General features: G+C 65.6%; 15 protein-coding genes. 6 read left to right on the forward strand and 9 right to left on the reverse strand.

All coding sequences use genetic code 11. The annotated features are described in order from the left end of the window. Nucleotides 1-10: 10 nt before the first annotated feature. From era to hrcA, 8 genes are all read right to left on the reverse strand, one after another. Nucleotides 11-925: a GTPase Era gene (gene era, locus VF34_RS09035; RefSeq protein WP_027497495.1), complete on the reverse strand. Its 915-nt coding sequence runs from the start codon at nt 923-925 to the stop codon at nt 11-13. A 16-nt stretch (nt 926-941) separates the two neighbouring features. Then, a complete protein-coding gene (locus VF34_RS09040) occupies nt 942-2,264 on the reverse strand; it encodes a hemolysin family protein (protein WP_027497496.1) in 1,323 nt (440 codons plus the stop codon). 40 nt (nt 2,265-2,304) lie between these two features. Then, nucleotides 2,305-2,847: an rRNA maturation RNase YbeY gene (gene ybeY, locus VF34_RS09045; protein WP_032374423.1), complete on the reverse strand. Its 543-nt coding sequence runs from the start codon at nt 2,845-2,847 to the stop codon at nt 2,305-2,307. Nucleotides 2,848-2,900: 53 nt separating this feature from the next. Beyond that, nucleotides 2,901-3,944 carry a PhoH family protein gene (locus tag VF34_RS09050; RefSeq protein WP_027497498.1) on the reverse strand — a complete coding sequence of 348 codons (1,044 nt, stop codon included), beginning with the start codon at nt 3,942-3,944 and terminating at the stop codon, nt 2,901-2,903. 113 nt (nt 3,945-4,057) lie between these two features. Next, nucleotides 4,058-4,813 carry an alpha/beta hydrolase family protein gene (locus VF34_RS09055; RefSeq protein WP_032374424.1) on the reverse strand — a complete coding sequence of 252 codons (756 nt, stop codon included), beginning with the start codon at nt 4,811-4,813 and terminating at the stop codon, nt 4,058-4,060. Next, nucleotides 4,810-5,583: a 16S rRNA (uracil(1498)-N(3))-methyltransferase gene (locus VF34_RS09060; protein WP_032374425.1), complete on the reverse strand. Its 774-nt coding sequence runs from the start codon at nt 5,581-5,583 to the stop codon at nt 4,810-4,812. The genes VF34_RS09055 and VF34_RS09060 overlap by 4 nt, the downstream gene beginning before the upstream one ends. Before the next feature lie 3 nt (nt 5,584-5,586). Further along, the gene (gene dnaJ / locus VF34_RS09065; protein WP_027497501.1) at nt 5,587-6,744 is read right to left on the reverse strand and encodes a molecular chaperone DnaJ; all 1,158 of its coding nucleotides are present in this window, start codon (nt 6,742-6,744) and stop codon (nt 5,587-5,589) included. 94 nt (nt 6,745-6,838) lie between these two features. Then, nucleotides 6,839-7,882: a heat-inducible transcriptional repressor HrcA gene (gene hrcA, locus VF34_RS09070; RefSeq protein WP_027497502.1), complete on the reverse strand. Its 1,044-nt coding sequence runs from the start codon at nt 7,880-7,882 to the stop codon at nt 6,839-6,841. Between the two features lie 133 nt (nt 7,883-8,015). Between hrcA and VF34_RS09075 the strand changes: the two genes are divergently transcribed. Next, entirely contained in the window at nt 8,016-8,321 is a 306-nt protein-coding gene (locus VF34_RS09075) for a type II toxin-antitoxin system VapB family antitoxin (protein WP_027497503.1), read from the forward strand. A 42-nt stretch (nt 8,322-8,363) separates the two neighbouring features. Here VF34_RS09075 and hemW read toward each other — a convergent pair whose 3' ends face one another. After that, nucleotides 8,364-9,575 (reverse strand): radical SAM family heme chaperone HemW, encoded by a 1,212-nt coding sequence (gene hemW, locus VF34_RS09080; RefSeq protein WP_032374426.1) that lies wholly within the window; start codon nt 9,573-9,575, stop codon nt 8,364-8,366. A gap of 364 nt (nt 9,576-9,939) precedes the next feature. Between hemW and VF34_RS09085 the strand changes: the two genes are divergently transcribed. From VF34_RS09085 to VF34_RS09105, 5 genes are read left to right on the forward strand one after another with little or no spacing between them, the layout of a single operon-like run. Beyond that, on the forward strand, nt 9,940-11,658 hold the full coding sequence (locus VF34_RS09085) for a nitrite/sulfite reductase (RefSeq protein WP_032374560.1): 1,719 nt from the start codon (nt 9,940-9,942) through the stop codon (nt 11,656-11,658). Continuing rightward, nucleotides 11,655-12,365 carry a phosphoadenylyl-sulfate reductase gene (locus VF34_RS09090; protein ID WP_032374561.1) on the forward strand — a complete coding sequence of 237 codons (711 nt, stop codon included), beginning with the start codon at nt 11,655-11,657 and terminating at the stop codon, nt 12,363-12,365. Before VF34_RS09085 ends, VF34_RS09090 begins: the two co-directional genes overlap by 4 nt. Then, a complete protein-coding gene (gene cysD / locus VF34_RS09095; protein ID WP_032374427.1) occupies nt 12,362-13,306 on the forward strand; it encodes a sulfate adenylyltransferase subunit CysD in 945 nt (314 codons plus the stop codon). The genes VF34_RS09090 and cysD overlap by 4 nt, the downstream gene beginning before the upstream one ends. Next, nucleotides 13,306-14,646, forward strand: coding sequence for a sulfate adenylyltransferase subunit 1 (locus VF34_RS09100; protein WP_045841263.1), 1,341 nt, complete (start codon nt 13,306-13,308; stop codon nt 14,644-14,646). The genes cysD and VF34_RS09100 overlap by 1 nt, the downstream gene beginning before the upstream one ends. Next, nucleotides 14,643-15,383, forward strand: coding sequence for a sirohydrochlorin chelatase (locus VF34_RS09105; protein ID WP_032374428.1), 741 nt, complete (start codon nt 14,643-14,645; stop codon nt 15,381-15,383). Before VF34_RS09100 ends, VF34_RS09105 begins: the two co-directional genes overlap by 4 nt. The last annotated feature ends 12 nt before the right edge of the window (nt 15,384-15,395 follow it).

The raw sequence follows: 15,395 nt of genomic DNA on the forward strand, positions 1-15,395 counted from the left end.
TCAGGGCACGTCAGAAGCCGAGCTTGCCCATCTGCTTGGGGTCGGTCTGCCAGTCCTTGGCGATCTTGACGTGCAGATCCAGGTAGATGCGGGTACCGAGCAATTTCTCGATCTGCAGTCGCGACGCGGTGCCGACCTCTTTGAGTCGCGAACCGCCCTTGCCGATGATGATGGCCTTCTGGCTGGACCGTTCGACGTACAGGATCGCGTGCACATCGAGCATGTTGTCGTGGCCCTCGCGCGGCACGACCTCCTCGATGACCACTGCCAGCGAGTGCGGGAGCTCGTCGCGGACACCTTCGAGCGCTGCCTCGCGGATCAGCTCGGCCATGAGGATTTCCTCCGGCTCGTCCGTCAGTTCCCCGTCGGGATAGAAGGCGGGACCCGGCGGCAATTCGGAGGCCAGGAGGTCGACGAGCTTCTCGATCTGCTCACCGGATTCGGCCGATACCGGGATCACGTGCGAATTCTCGCCCAGCAACTTCGACAACGACATCAACTGCTGTACGACGCGTTCCTTCTTGACCTTGTCGATCTTGGTCACGATGCCGATCAGGGTGGTCTTCGGCGCGATGTGCCGCACTTGTTCGAGGATCCATCGGTCGCCCGGTCCGATCTTCTCGTCGGCGGGGATGCACAGTCCGATGACGTCGACCTCGGAGTAGGTGTCCTGCACCAGGTCGTTGAGGCGTTGGCCCAGAAGCGTTCTCGGTCGGTGCAGCCCCGGGGTGTCGACAAGGATCAGTTGCGCGTGGTCGCGGTGCACGATGCCGCGGATCGTGTGGCGCGTGGTCTGGGGCCGCGAGGACGTGATGGCGATCTTCGACCCCACCAGTGCATTGGTCAGGGTCGACTTGCCGGTGTTGGGCCGGCCTACGAAACAGACGAATCCGGATCGGAACTCTTCGGTGTGTTGCTCGGACATCGAGCACCTCCAGATTTCAGTGTTGGTGAGTGACGTCCGACGAGTCGTCGTCCTCGGTGGATTCTTCGTCGGGTTCGAGCTTTTCGACCAGCACGGTGGTGATGCGGACGCGGCCCTTGGGGTCGGCTCCGCCCTCGCCGCGCAGCAACAATCCGTGAGTGGTCACTTCGGAACCGGGCAGCGGCACTCGGCCGAGCTCGTAGCCGAGGAGTCCGCCGACGGTATCGACCTCCTCGGATTCGATGTCGATACCGAAGATTTCGCCCAGATCCTCGAGCGGTACCCGCGAGGACACCCGGAACCGTCCGTCTTCGAGTTGCTCGATGGGTGCTACCTCGTCCGAGTCGTATTCGTCGGCGATTTCGCCGACGATCTCCTCGATGACGTCCTCGATGGTCACCAGGCCCGCGATGCCGCCGTACTCGTCGACCAACAACGCCATATGGTTTCGGTCTCGCTGCATCTCGGCGAGAAGACTGTCGAGCGGCTTGGAGTCCGGCACGAACACCGCCGGACGCATCAGTTCGGAGACCTGTACGCCTCGCCCACCGTCGGTGGAGTAATACGTCTGCTGCACAAGGTCTTTGAGGTACACCACGCCGACGATATCGTCCACGTTCTCGCCGATCACCGGGATGCGAGAGTGCCCACTGCGCACGGCCAGCGACGTCGCCTGCCCCGCCGACTTGTCGGATTCGATCCACACCATCTCGGGCCGCGGCACCATGACCTCGCGGGCCGAGGTATCGCCCAGCTCGAACACCGATTGAATCATTCGGCGTTCGTCGTCGGCCACGACTCCGCGCTCGCGAGCCATGTCGACGAGCTCACGTAGCTCGATCTCGGATGCGAACGGGCCGTTGCGAAATCCCTTGCCCGGGGTGATCGCGTTACCGATGAGGATGAGCAGCCTGCTGATCGGCCCGAGGAGCCAGCCGAGGGCGCGCAACGGCAACGCTGCGGCGAGCGCGATCGAGTACGCGTTCTGCCTACCCAGCGTTCTCGGACCGACGCCGATCACGACGTAACTGACCAAAACCATTGCCACAGCGGTGATCACGAGCGCGGTGGTCGAGTCGATCAATTGGGTCAGGCCGCCTGCGAGCAGCACCGTGCCGCCGATTTCGCACAGAATACGAAGCAGCACCATGAGATTGACGTACCGCGGGCGGTCGGCAACCACGACGACGAGGCCGGTGGCACCCGGTCGCTCGTCCTTGACCATGTCTTCGATTCGCGCCCGCGAGACGGTGTTCAGGGCCGAATCGACGGCGGCGAACAAGCCGCCGAGAGGAACCAGCAGAACGGCGAAGACGATGAGTGCGGCAGCACTGCTCACGCGCTAGGACCCCGCACTCCCGCTGGTCCGAACACGCACATCATCGGTCGAGACCGTCGACGAAGCCGGCCTTGCCGAGCAGCCGAGCGTCTCGAACGGCCTGTTCGGCTGCCTGCTCCGCCCGCCTGGCGTCTTCGTACCATTCGGCCAGCAGACGGTTCTGCAGCTCGAACATTTCCTTCTCTTCGTCCGGCTCGGCGTGGTCGTAGCCGAGCAGGTGCAGCACGCCGTGCACGGTGAGCAGCGCGAGCTCGTGTTCGAGCGAATGTCCTGCTGCCGCGGCCTGATCCGCCGCGAAGGACGGGCACAGCACGATGTCTCCGAGCATCGCCGGTCCGGGCTCGGGAGCATCGGGCCGACCGCCCGGTTCGAGCTCGTCCATCGGAAACGACATCACGTCGGTGGGGCCGGGCAGAGCCATCCAGCGCATGTGCAGATCTGCCATGGTTGCCGAATCCACCAGCACCATGGACAGTTCCGCAGCGGGGTGCACGTCCATGCCTGCGATCGCGAACCGTGCGACCGAGACCAGTTCGGGCTCGGAGATGTCCATCCCCGACTCGTTGGACACTTCGATACTCATCTAGCCACTACCCACGCTCTCGTTGCCTGCATTGCCGTTTCCGTACGCCTGAATCATCTTCTCGCCGAACGCGGCCCACCGGCACGGCGTTGCGCGCGGTTCGCGATGACGCCTTCCGATGCGGACTCGAAGCGCTCGTAGGCGTCGACGATTTCCGAGACGAGCCGGTGACGCACCACGTCACTACTGGTCAGTTGCGCGAAGTGGATGTCGTCCACGTCGGTGAGAATCTCCGACGCCGCACGAAGGCCCGACCGGGCACCGCCGGGTAGGTCGACCTGCGTCACGTCTCCGGTGACGACGATCTTCGATCCGAAACCGAGACGCGTGAGGAACATCTTCATCTGTTCGGCCGTGGTGTTCTGCGCCTCGTCGAGAATGATGAACGCGTCGTTGAGCGTACGGCCACGCATGTAGGCGAGCGGCGCGACCTCGATGACTCCGGCCTGCATCAGCTTGGGGATGGCCTCGTCGTCCATCATGTCGTGCAAGGCGTCGTGCAGTGGACGCAGATACGGGTCGATCTTCTCGTGCAAGGTTCCGGGCAGAAAGCCCAGACGCTCACCTGCCTCCACCGCAGGCCGCGTCAGGATGATGCGGCTGACCTGCTTGGTCTGCAATGCCTGCACTGCCTTGGCCATGGCCAGGTAGGTCTTGCCCGTTCCGGCAGGACCGATTCCGAACACGATCGTGTTGGCATCGATCGCGTCGACGTAGCGCTTCTGGTTCAACGTCTTGGGCCGAATGGTCTTGCCTCGACGCGACAGAATGTCCAGGCTCAGCACCTCGGCGGGAGAATCCGACACCCCCTCGGTGAGCATGGCGATCGACCGGCGCACTGCGTCGGGAGTCAGTGGCTGAGCACGTTTGGCCAATGCCGCCAATTCGGTGATCACCCGCTCGGCCAACGCCACATCGGGCACCTTCCCGGTGAGCGTCACGGCGTTTCCTCGTACGTGGATGTCGGCCGTCAGCATCTGCTCGAGCGCCCGGAGGTTCTCGTCGGACTGTCCCAGCAGCGGCATCACTGCTTCGGGGGCGAGCTCCAAGGTGGACCGAACGTCGCGCTCGGCGGGAAATTCGCTGTGTTCACTCACGTGGTGGCTATGGCCTGCTCTCTTGTTTCGACCGGTGACGCTGATGTTTCGAACGCGTCCGTCAGGTCGCGCTCGGACCAAGTTTAACGCCGCAGGATCGATGCGCATTCCTATTACCCACGGCGCTCGCCCAGGACGGCCTCGAGCGAGAGCGCCCAGCACCGCGAATCCGGGTTCAGGAAGGCGAAGTGGTCCTCGCCCGGCACGATCGCCGGCTCCGCGTCGTCGCCCGCGGCTCGTGCGGCCTCGACGTACCTCGAGCTCTGCGAAGCCGGGACCTGAAGGTCATCGGATCCGTGCAGACAGATCGTCGGGATGCCGATGGGTAGTCGGGCCAGAGGTGAGGCCGACCGGTACAGCTGGGGCTCGTCGTCGTAGCGGGCCTGCAGCAGGGCCTCGACCGCCGGATTGGTACGTCCCGACGCACCGCGCGGCTCCAGATCGAGGACACCCGCCTGCGAGACGATGCGCGACGGCCGGACCGTCGTGTCGGTTTCGCCGCCGAGCCACACTGCCAGGTGGCCGCCCGCCGAGTGCCCGATGACGCGGACATCGTCGACACCGACCGGGGCGTGGTGCTGTACCACCCCGACCACGGCGTCGAGTGCGGCGCGCACGTCGGCTTGCATCTCCGGCCAGTGCCCGCCCGCACCGACGCGTCTGTACTCGATGTTCCAGGCCACCGCACCGGCTCCGGCGACAGCTCGGGCGAACTGGGTGCCCAGATTCGACGCGTACTGCCCACTCCAGAATCCACCGTGCACGATCACGACCACCGGTGTCGCGGGCGTGACCGGCGCGGACGGCAGATAGAGGTGACCGAACTGTTCCGGATGCTCGCCGTACGCGATCTTGATGCGAACGCTCATGCGTTCGGGAAATCGGGCGGAAGTTGCGCCCACCGTGTCGTCAGAACGCCGAGAGCTCCCAACGCAACAGCTCCGGCCGTCGAGGTTCGCAGCACCGTCGGGCCCAGCACCACCGGGGTCGCGCCTGCCTCGGTCAGAGCCGCGATCTCTCTGTCGTCGAGGCCACCCTCGGGTCCGACGACGATCGCGACCTCGGGCACCGAATCGAACGGCAGGTCGCGGAATGCCGAGGTGGCCGCTTCGTGCAGGACGGCGACGATGCCGCCGCCCGCCACGATCCGGTTCACGAAGGCGTACACCGAGCGTGAATCGTGCAACTCGGAGACCTCGGGGATGTATGCGCGACGCGATTGCTTGGCCGCCTCGGCGGCGGTACTGCGCCAGCGCGCGACCCCCTTGGTCGCCTTGGGCCCTTCCCAGCGAGCGACGCATCGCGCCGACTGCCACGGCACCACGGCGTCGATCCCGGCCTCGGTGGCCAGCTCGATCGCCAGTTCGGAGCGGTCCGCCTTCGGCAACGCCTGAACCAGCGTCACCGTGGGCGTGGCTCGCGGCATGTCCGTGCGCGACTGCACCGTCAGTTCGAGTCGGTTCTTCTCGGCACCGACGACGACCGTGTCGGCCAGACCGCCGGCACCGTCACTGAGCAGCAGCCGCTCGCCGACTCGGATCCGCCGCACGGTCGCGGCGTGATGACCTTCTTTGCCGTCGAGCACGGCGAGCTCTCCCACGGCCGGCAGCGGCGTGAGATAGAAGACCGTGGGGGCCATGAATCAGCGCCCGCTGAAGGCTTCCCGCAACCGCGAGAACAGGCCGCCGCTGTGCGCCGAACCGGTGGTGACGACCTCCGCCGAATCGCGGTCGCGCATGGTCTTGAGCTGTTCGAGCAGGTGGGTCTGCTTGCTGTCCAGCTTGGTCGGCACGATGACCTCGAGGTGGGCGTGCAGGTCACCGCGGATACCGGAACGGAGCTTGGGCATCCCGTGCCCGCGCAGCACCGTCGTCGAGTTCGGTTGTGTCCCTTGCTCGATCGAGATCTCGGTCGGGCCGTCGATGATGGCGTCGACCGTCACCGACGTACCGAGTGCCGCGTCGACCATCGGGACGCGAACGGTGCAGTGCAGATCGTCGCCGTCACGGACGAACACCTCGTGCTGCTGCTCCACGATTTCCACGTAGAGATCGCCTGCGGGGCCGCCACCCGGCCCGACCTCGCCCTGCGAGGCCAACCTGATGCGCATGCCGTTGCTGACGCCGACCGGGACCTTCACCGAGATGTCCCGACGCGAACGCACCCGGCCGTCGCCGCCGCACTTTCGGCAGGGGTCCGGGATGGTCTCGCCTGCACCGCGGCAGGTGGGGCACGGACGGCTGGTCATGACCTGGCCGAGGAACGAGCGCTGCACCGACTGCACTTCGCCGGCACCGCCACAGGTCTCGCACCGAACGGGCTTGGAATCGCCGTTGGTGCCCGAGCCGGTGCACAGGTCGCACAGGATCGCCGTGTCGACGGTGATGTGCTTGGTGACGCCGGTGGCGCATTCGTCGAGGGTGAGTTTGGTTCGCAGCAGCGAATCGGCTCCGGGTTGTACGCGTCCCTTGGGTCCGCGCTGTCCACCGCCTGCGCCGCCGCCGAAGAACGCTTCGAAGACGTCGCCGAGGCCGCCCCCGAATCCGGCACCGCCGAATCCGCCGCCACCACCGCCGCCGCCCTGCTGCAGAGGATCGCCGCCGAGGTCGACGATTCGACGCTTCTCCGGATCGGAGAGCACCTCGTATGCGGTGGAAATGTCCTTGAACCGGGCCTGTGCGGCCTCGTCCGGGTTCACGTCCGGGTGCAACTCTCGCGCCAATTTGCGGTACGCGCGTTTGATCTCCTGGTCCGTAGCCTGCTGGCCGACGCCCAAAGTCCCGTAATAATCCCGTGCCACGTCGTCTCTTTCGTCCTAGAAGATGAATCTCGTTCGTTGATGCTGTGTCGCGGCCGCTGTGCCCCCGCGGCCGACGATGGATCGCCGGCTCGCGTCAGCGCTCGGCCAGGACCTCGCCGATGTACCTGGCAACCGCCGCGACCGACGCGATTGTTCCTGGATAGTCCATTCGGGTGGGGCCGAGAACGCCCATCCCTCCCAGGACCATGCCAGCAGAGCCGTATCCGGTGGAAATCACCGATGTTCCGCGCATCTCCTCGACCTGCGTCTCCTCGCCGATACGCACGGTGACGGTGCGGGTGTCCTGCGTCACGGCGAGCAGCTTGAGTACCACCACTTGCTCTTCCAGCGCTTCGAGTACCGCTCGGAGCGATCCCGGAAACCCTGCGTCTCCCGCGAAGTCCGCCGCATTGCGCGTCAGATTGGCCGTTCCGCCGAGAACCAGCCGCTCCTCGGGATGTTCGACGAGCGATTCCACCAGCACCGTGGCCGAACGAATCATCGCGTCACGCAGGGCGGGAGGTGCATTCTCGGCCAGCTCGGCCACGGCTGCGGACGCCGCCGCCAGCCGCTTGCCTTCCAGTGCGCCGCCGAGCAACCGCCGCAACTGGGCCAAGTTCTCGTCGTCGATGACGTCGCCGAGTTCGACGATGCGTTGATCGACCCGGCCGGAGTCGGTGATGAGCACCAACAGCAGCCGAGCCGGTGTGAGAGCGACGACCTCCAGATGTCGAACCGAGGACGCCGACAGCGTCGGGTACTGAACCACGGCTACCTGCCGGGTCAGCTGAGCGAGCAGTCGAACCCCACGGCGCAGCACATCGTCCAGGTCGACGCCGTTCTCGAGAAACTCCAGAATGGCGCGACGCTCGGCCGCTGACAACGGTTTGACGTCGGCGATCCGGTCCACGAACTGGCGGTAGCCCTTGTCGGTCGGCACCCGCCCGGAGCTGGTGTGCGGTTGGGCGATGTAGCCCTCTGCCTCGAGGACCGCCATGTCGTTGCGCACGGTCGCACTCGACACACCCAAGTTGTGACGCTCGACAAGAGCACGCGATCCCACGGGCTCCTGAGTGGACACGTAGTCCGCCACGATCGCTCGCAGAACCTCGAACCGCCTGTCGTCGGTGCTCGACATCGGTGCCCACCTCCGTTCTCGTTGTCAATCGTCGCTCGAGTCTAGTAGCCGAGGAACGCATGCTCGTGCAAGGCCTTACTGTGGTCCGAGTGGAAACTGTCTTTCGATTCGGTCCAGCGGTTCGAGGCTCGCGATGATCTTCAAGGGTGTACGAGACGGAAAGCCCTACCCGGAGCACGGCCTGTCCATCAGGGACTGGTCGAGAATTCCTCCACGCCAACTGCGTTTGGACGAGATCGTCACCACCACCAAGGTGCTCGAACTCGACCGGTTGTTGTCCGAGGACTCCACCTTCTACGGCGACCTGTTCCCCCATGCTGTGCAGTTCCGAGGCGTCATCTACCTCGAGGACGGCCTGCACCGCGCTGTCCGGGCGGCGCTGCGCAGTCGAACGGTGTTGCACGCCAGAGTGTTCGACTACGACGCCCTGGGAGCCTGAGGGTTCGAGGGCCTGAGAACACTGCAGCCTGAAACAGATCGTTCAGGCCGCGGCGATGGTGCGCACCACGGCGTCGGCGAGCAACCGGCCGCGGTCGGTCAGCACGAGGTGATCACCTCGCTGCACCATCAACCCGTCCGCCACGGTCTGCTCGGCGGCTGCGAGCTCGGTCGGCCCCAGCAGACTCATCGGCACCCCTGAGCGCAGACGCACGGTCAGCATCAGTTCTTCGAGATGACGGTCCTGCGCGGTGAGCAGCTCACTGCCCTGCACCGGCAGCTCGCCCGCGGCGAGCCGATCGGCGTAGGTGGCCGGGTGTTTGACGTTCCAGAATCGCGTGCCGCCGATGTGGCTGTGCGCTCCCGGCCCGGCACCCCACCAATCGCCGCCGTCCCAGTAGCCGATGTTGTGCCGGCAACGCGCATCGGCATCGGCGGCCCAGTTCGATACCTCGTACCAGGACAGGCCCGCCGCGTTCATGGCCGTGTCGATGCGCTCGTATCGGCTCGCCAACACGTCGTCGTCGGGTGCGGGCAACTCACCTCGACGCACCTTTCGCGCCATGGCGGTGCCGTCCTCGACGATCAGTGCGTACGCGGAGACATGGTCGACACCCGCGTCGAGCACCGCAGCGAGGGACTGATCGAGATCGCTGTCTCGCTCGCCCGGCGTTCCGTAGATGAGGTCGAGGTTCACGTGCTCGAAGCCGGCTGCGGACGCTTCCTTCGCCGCGGCCACCGCTCGTCCCGGAGTGTGGGTGCGATCCAGAACCGCCAGAACGTGCGGTGCCGCGGACTGCATGCCCAACGACACCCGCGTGAACCCGGCGTCGCGCAGCCGCTCGAAGAATGCAGGCGACGTCGATTCCGGGTTCGATTCCGTGGTCACTTCCGCACCGTCGGACAGCCCGAAGCTCGACCGGACCGCGCCCAATACGTCCGCGAGGCCGTCGCCCCCGAGCAACGACGGCGTCCCACCTCCGACGAAGACTGTGTCGGCCATCGGTACTCGACCCGCGCCCGTTCCGATCAGGTTCGCCGCAGCGTCGAGTTCTCTGCGCAGGCCCTCCAACCAGGACTGCGGCGACGCCGATGTGCCCAGCTCCCCGGCCGTATACGTATTGAAGTCGCAGTACCCGCATCGCGTGGCGCAGAAGGGCACATGCACGTAGATCCCGAACGCACGTTCCCCCACTCCGTCGAATGCGCCGGACGGCAGCTCGAAGACTGAGGAGGTATCGACGACGGTATTCACGGACTCCAGTGTCCCAGAGTTCACCGGCGGCCCGATCCACGCGCCGCCCAGGGCGCTGTGCACGCACGACTCGCACCCTGCCAGCCTATTTACCGGAATTTTGGGGTAAATAGGCCGCCGCGGTCGGCACCCGGTCGATGACGTGGCACAATGGCACCCGTGACCGACTCAGGAATTCGACTCGTGGCGCGCCGCCATGTCGATCTCGGCCGCGTCTGCAGCGCGTCGTGTCGACACACGACCGGCTGCTGACCCAGCCCTCCTTAGAGCAAGTCCATTCGAACCACCGGTTCCGCACCATCTCGTGAGCGCTCTTCTGCGCAACGATCGGAGCCGGCCCGCACCGAAGATGCAGGAGCATTGCATGTCGTCGACCAGCGACGCGACCACCGACGCTGCCTCCGCCACACCGCGAGAGCGAGCGCCGCGGCCGACCAAGCGTCGCGCCGAAGGCCAGTGGGCTCTGGGCTATCGAGAGCCGCTCAACGCCAACGAGCAGTCCAAGAAGGACGACAACCCGCTCAACGTGCGCGCCCGCATCGAGAACATCTACTCGAAACAGGGTTTCGACAGCATCGACAAGGGCGACCTGCGCGGCCGATTCCGCTGGTGGGGTCTCTACACCCAGCGTGAACAGGGCTACGACGGCACCTTCACCGGTGACGACAACATCGACCTGCTCGAGGCGAAGTACTTCATGATGCGCATCCGGTGCGATGCCGGTGCATTGAATCTGGAGCAGCTGCGCACTCTGGCTCAGATCTCGAAGGAGTTCGGCCGCGACACCGCGGACCTCTCCGATCGCGAGAACGTCCAGTTTCACTGGATCGAGGTCGAGAACGTCCCCGAGATCTGGCGTCGAATCGAGGCAGTCGGCCTGAAGACGACCGAGGCATGCGGAGACTGCCCCCGTGTGGTGCTCGGTTCCCCGCTGGCAGGTGAAGCGGTCGACGAGATTCTCGACCCGACGTCGGCCATCGACGAGATCGTCGAGCGGTACATCGGCAAGCCCGAGTACTCGAACCTGCCACGCAAGTTCAAGACCGCGATCTCGGGTCTGCAGGACGTAGTGCACGAGATCAACGACGTCGCCTTCATCGGTGTGAACCACCCCGAGCACGGACCAGGACTCGACCTGTGGGTCGGCGGCGGCCTGTCCACCAACCCGATGCTCGCGCAGCGCGTCGGTGTCTGGGTTCCGCTCGCGGACGTCCCCGACGTCTGGGAGGGCGTCGTCTCGATCTTCCGCGACTACGGCTACCGCCGGCTTCGCACCAAGGCGCGCCTGAAGTTCCTCATCAAGGACTGGGGCATCGAGAAGTTCCGCCAGGTCCTCGAGGACGAGTACTTGCACCGCAAGCTCATCGACGGCCCGGCTCCCGAGAAGCCCGCTCGGCCCCGTGATCATGTCGGGATCCAGAAGCTCAAGAACGGCCTCAACGCCGTCGGCGTTGCCCCCATCGCGGGCCGCGTCTCCGGCACCATCCTCGCCGCGGTGGCCGACGCCGCCGAGAAGGCCGGGTCGGATCGCGTCCGATTCACGCCGTACCAGAAGCTGATCGTCCTCGACGTTCCGGACGAGACGCTCGAGCAGCTGATCTCGGACCTCGACGCGCTGGGCCTACCTGCCCGCCCCTCGCACTGGCGCAAGAACCTGATGGCGTGCAGCGGCATCGAATTCTGCAAGCTCTCGTTCGCCGAAACCCGCAAGCGCTCACAGGTTCTCGTCCCCGAGCTCGAAGAGCGCTTGTCCGACATCAACAGTCGACTCGACGTTCCGATCACGATCAACATCAACGGCTGCCCCAACTCGTGCGCGCGATCGCAGATCGCCGACATCGGCTTCAAGGGTCAGTTGGTCGACGACGGGGACGGGAATCAGATCGAGGGTTTCCAGGTTCACCTCGGAGGCAGCCTCGGCCTGGACAGTGCGTTCGGCCGAAAGTTGCGTCAGCACAAGGTCAACAGCTCCGAGCTGGGAGATTACATCGACAGAGTGGTGCGCAATTTCGACAAGCACCGCGAAGACGGCGAACGGTTCGCTCAATGGGCCGTGCGAGCAGACGAGGCGGATTTGCGATGAGTACCAGACTGAATTTGACGGTCGACCAACTGAAGGACATCGCCGAGTGCGGTGCCCGCGAACTCGACGGCGCAAGCCCGCTCGAGTTGTTGCAATGGACCGAGGACACCTTCGGTAGCGATTTCATCGTCGCCTCCAACATGCAGGACGGGGTTCTCGTTCACCTCGCCGCACAGGTTCACCCCGGAGTGGACGTCCTGTTCCTCGACACCGGCTACCACTTTGCCGAGACCATCGGAACGCGCGATGCCGTCGAGGCCGTCTACGGCGTGCACGTCGTCAACGCCCGCGCCGAGAAGACCGTCGCAGAACAGGATGCGATCGACGGCAAGGACCTGTTCGCCCGCGAACCGAACCGCTGCTGCGCGATGCGCAAAGTGGCGCCGCTGAAGAAGGAACTGGCGAACTACAGCGCGTGGGTCACCGGCATCCGGCGAGTCGAGGCCCCGACACGCGCCAACGCTCCGTTGATCTCGTTCGACGACGCCTTCGGCCTCGTGAAGATCAACCCGATCGCACCGTGGTCGGACGAGGAGATGCAGGCCTACATCGACGAACATTCGATCCTGGTCAACCCTCTCGTCGACGAGGGATATCCGTCCATCGGGTGCGCACCGTGCACCGTCAAACCTGCCCCCGGAGCCGACCCGCGCAGCGGTCGTTGGGCCGGCAAGGCCAAGACCGAATGTGGGTTGCACGCCTCATGACACTCGACCTCACGACGGCGACCGTCGGACGCACCCATCTCGATGCAGATCGGTTCGACACCCTCGACGCACTCGAATCCGAAGCCATCCACATCTTCCGAGAGGTGGCCGGCGAATTCGAGCGCCCAGTCATCCTGTTCTCGGGTGGCAAGGACTCGACGGTTCTGCTGCATCTGGCCATCAAGGCGTTCTGGCCAGCTCCCCTGCCGTTCGCACTGCTGCACGTCGACACCGGGCACAACCTGCAGGAGGTGCTGGATTTCCGCGACCACGTGGTTGCGAAGTACAACCTGCGCCTGCACGTGGCCAGCGTCGAGGAGTACCTCGCCGACGGACGTCTCACCGAGCGCCCCGACGGCATCCGCAACCCTCTGCAGACCGTTCCTCTCCTCGACGCGATCTCCGAGAACCGGTTCGACGCCGTGTTCGGCGGTGCCCGACGCGACGAGGAACGCGCCCGCGCCAAGGAGCGAATCTTCTCGCTGCGCAATGCATTCGGACAGTGGGAGCCCAAGAAGCAGCGCCCGGAACTGTGGAACCTGTACAACGGCAAGCACTCCCCCGGCGAGCAGGTGCGCGTGTTCCCGCTCAGCAATTTCACCGAACTCGACATCTGGCGCTACATCGCTCGCGACGACGTGGAGTTGGCCAGCATCTACTACGCCCACCAGCGCCCGGTGTATCAGCGCGACGGCATGTGGATGACGCCGGGCGTCTGGGGCGGACCGGCCGAAGGTGAAGAGTTGCAGACACTGTCGGTGCGCTACCGCACCGTCGGCGACGGATCCACCACCGGTGCCGTCCTGTCCGATGCTGCCGACAATCAGGCAATCCTGGCCGAGGTCGCCGCGTCCAGGCTGACCGAACGCGGAGCCACTCGCGGCGACGACCGCGTCTCCGAGGCTGCCATGGAAGACCGCAAACGAGAAGGATACTTCTGATGAGCAGCACGGGCATATCCAATGGTCATTCCGCAGGCTCCACTCGCGGCACCCAGCTTCTTCGCCTCGCCACCGCGGGCAGCGTCGACGACGGCAAGTCCACTCTCGTCGGACGGCTGTTGTACGACACCAAATCCGTTCTGGCAGACCAGATCGACGCCGTCACTCGGGCCTCGGTGGACAAAGGATTGTCCACTCCCGATCTGTCGCTGCTCGTCGACGGCCTGCGTGCCGAGCGCGAACAGGGCATCACGATCGATGTCGCCTACCGGTACTTCGCGACGCCCAATCGCTCCTTCGTTTTGGCTGACACCCCCGGCCACGTGCAGTACACCCGCAACACCGTCTCGGGCGCGTCGACGGCGCAGTTGGTCATCCTGCTCGTCGACGCCCGCAAAGGCGTGATCACTCAGACCCGAAGGCATGCAGCGGTTCTGGCCCTCCTCGGCGTTCCCCGCCTGGTGCTCGCCGTCAACAAGATCGATCTGGTCGAGGACCCTGCGACCGTCTTCGCCGAGATCTCGGCAGAGTTCAATTCGCTGACTTCCTCGCTCGGCTGGTCCACCGAGGACGTCATCGAAATTCCGGTGTCCGCGCTGCACGGCGACAACGTCGCGGTCAAGTCCGACAAGACCCCGTACTACGACGGGCCCACCCTCATCGAGCACCTCGAGTCGGTCCCGGTGGACGCCGAACCGCACCGGGTCGGTCTGCGCTTCCCCGTGCAGTACGTGATCCGGCCGCGCACAGCGGAGTTCCCGGACTATCGCGGATATGCCGGCCAGGTCGCAGCAGGCTCCGTCGACGTCGGCGACGAGGTCGTCATTCTGCCGTCGGGCACCCGAACGACAGTGGAGCGCATCGACACCGCGGACGGCGAGCTGCGCACGGCGCATGCCGGACGTAGCGTCACCCTCGTCCTCGCCGACGATGTCGACGTCTCGCGCGGCGACACCATCGCCTCCCCGCAGGACGCACCGGAACCGATCGGCGACTTCGAGGCCACGGTGTGCTGGCTCGCCGAGAAGCCGCTTCGCCCGGGCGCTCGTCTGCTGCTCAAGCACGGCACTCGTACCACCCAGGCCATCGTCGGGGCTCTCGTCGAGCGTTTCGACGAACAGGACCTCACTGCACACGAGGGCCCGGAATCGTTGGAGCTCAACGAAATCGGACGCATCTCTGTTCGCGTTGCCGAGCCGATCGTGGCCGACGACTACGCCGTCAACAGGCACACCGGCAGCTTCTTGCTGATCGATCCGGCCGGTGGCAACACACTGGCAGCCGGTCTGGTGGGCAACGCACTGGCCGCCGTCGAGCTGGGGTCGGCAGTTCCGGCGTGACGGCTCTGCTCGCGGTGGCGCACGGCAGCCGCGATCCCCGCTCGAGCGAGACGATCCACCGCGCCGTCGACGTCCTGCGTCGACGGCGTCCGGATCTCGATGTCCGCGTGGCGTTTCTCGACCTCAGTGAGCCCAGTGTCGAGCAGGCACTCGACGAGCTGGCCGATGCCGGGCATGTTCGCATCGTCGCGGTTCCGCTGTTGTTGGGCAGTGCTTTCCACGCCCGAGTGGACCTGCCTGCTTTGTTGGCTGCAGCGCGGGTGCGGCAGCCGCACGTATCGATCGGTCAATCCGAGGTGCTGGGCGACGACCCACTTCTCGTCGACGCCGTTCGTGATCGTGTTCTCGACGCCGGTGCGGTGCTCGGCGATTCGACCGTCGGAGTCGCCTTGGCTGCCGTCGGATCGAGCGATTCTTCGGCGAACGACCGTAGCCGTCGAGTTGCGAACGAAGTGGTGTCCGGCACCGGCTGGGCGGGAGTTGTCACCTGTTTCGCCACGTCCGTCGATCCGTCTCCACTGGACGCGGTCGCGCAGTTGCACGCGCTGGGAGCCACCCGGATCGTGGTGGCTCCCTGGTTCCTGGCACCCGGGAGGCTCACCGATCGCATCTCACAGGTGCTGGACGGCGTCCCGAACGTGACGTACGCCGATGTTCTGGGCCCTCATCCGGCAGTGGCCGAGCTCGCCTCCAGGCGGTACGACGCAGCTCTCGCGCACGATCGCTCGATCGCATAGCACGAAAGGTAC

It is taken from the genome of Rhodococcus sp. PML026 (genome assembly GCF_000963615.1).
Taxonomy (GTDB): domain Bacteria; phylum Actinomycetota; class Actinomycetes; order Mycobacteriales; family Mycobacteriaceae; genus Rhodococcoides; species Rhodococcoides fascians.

Bases quoted from the DNA above. Each gene is read 5' to 3' on its own strand.
- ybeY (WP_032374423.1), bottom strand. From the start codon at position 2,847: ATGAGTATCGAAGTGTCCAACGAGTCGGGGATGGACATCTCCGAGCCC.
- VF34_RS09075 (WP_027497503.1), top strand. From the start codon at position 8,016: ATGATCTTCAAGGGTGTACGAGACGGAAAGCCCTACCCGGAGCACGGC.
- era (WP_027497495.1), bottom strand. From the start codon at position 925: ATGTCCGAGCAACACACCGAAGAGTTCCGATCCGGATTCGTCTGTTTC.
- VF34_RS09060 (WP_032374425.1), bottom strand. From the start codon at position 5,583: ATGGCCCCCACGGTCTTCTATCTCACGCCGCTGCCGGCCGTGGGAGAG.
- hrcA (WP_027497502.1), bottom strand. From the start codon at position 7,882: ATGTCGAGCACCGACGACAGGCGGTTCGAGGTTCTGCGAGCGATCGTG.
- cysD (WP_032374427.1), top strand. From the start codon at position 12,362: ATGACACTCGACCTCACGACGGCGACCGTCGGACGCACCCATCTCGAT.
- VF34_RS09100 (WP_045841263.1), top strand. From the start codon at position 13,306: ATGAGCAGCACGGGCATATCCAATGGTCATTCCGCAGGCTCCACTCGC.
- VF34_RS09055 (WP_032374424.1), bottom strand. From the start codon at position 4,813: ATGAGCGTTCGCATCAAGATCGCGTACGGCGAGCATCCGGAACAGTTC.
- VF34_RS09085 (WP_032374560.1), top strand. From the start codon at position 9,940: ATGTCGTCGACCAGCGACGCGACCACCGACGCTGCCTCCGCCACACCG.
- VF34_RS09090 (WP_032374561.1), top strand. From the start codon at position 11,655: ATGAGTACCAGACTGAATTTGACGGTCGACCAACTGAAGGACATCGCC.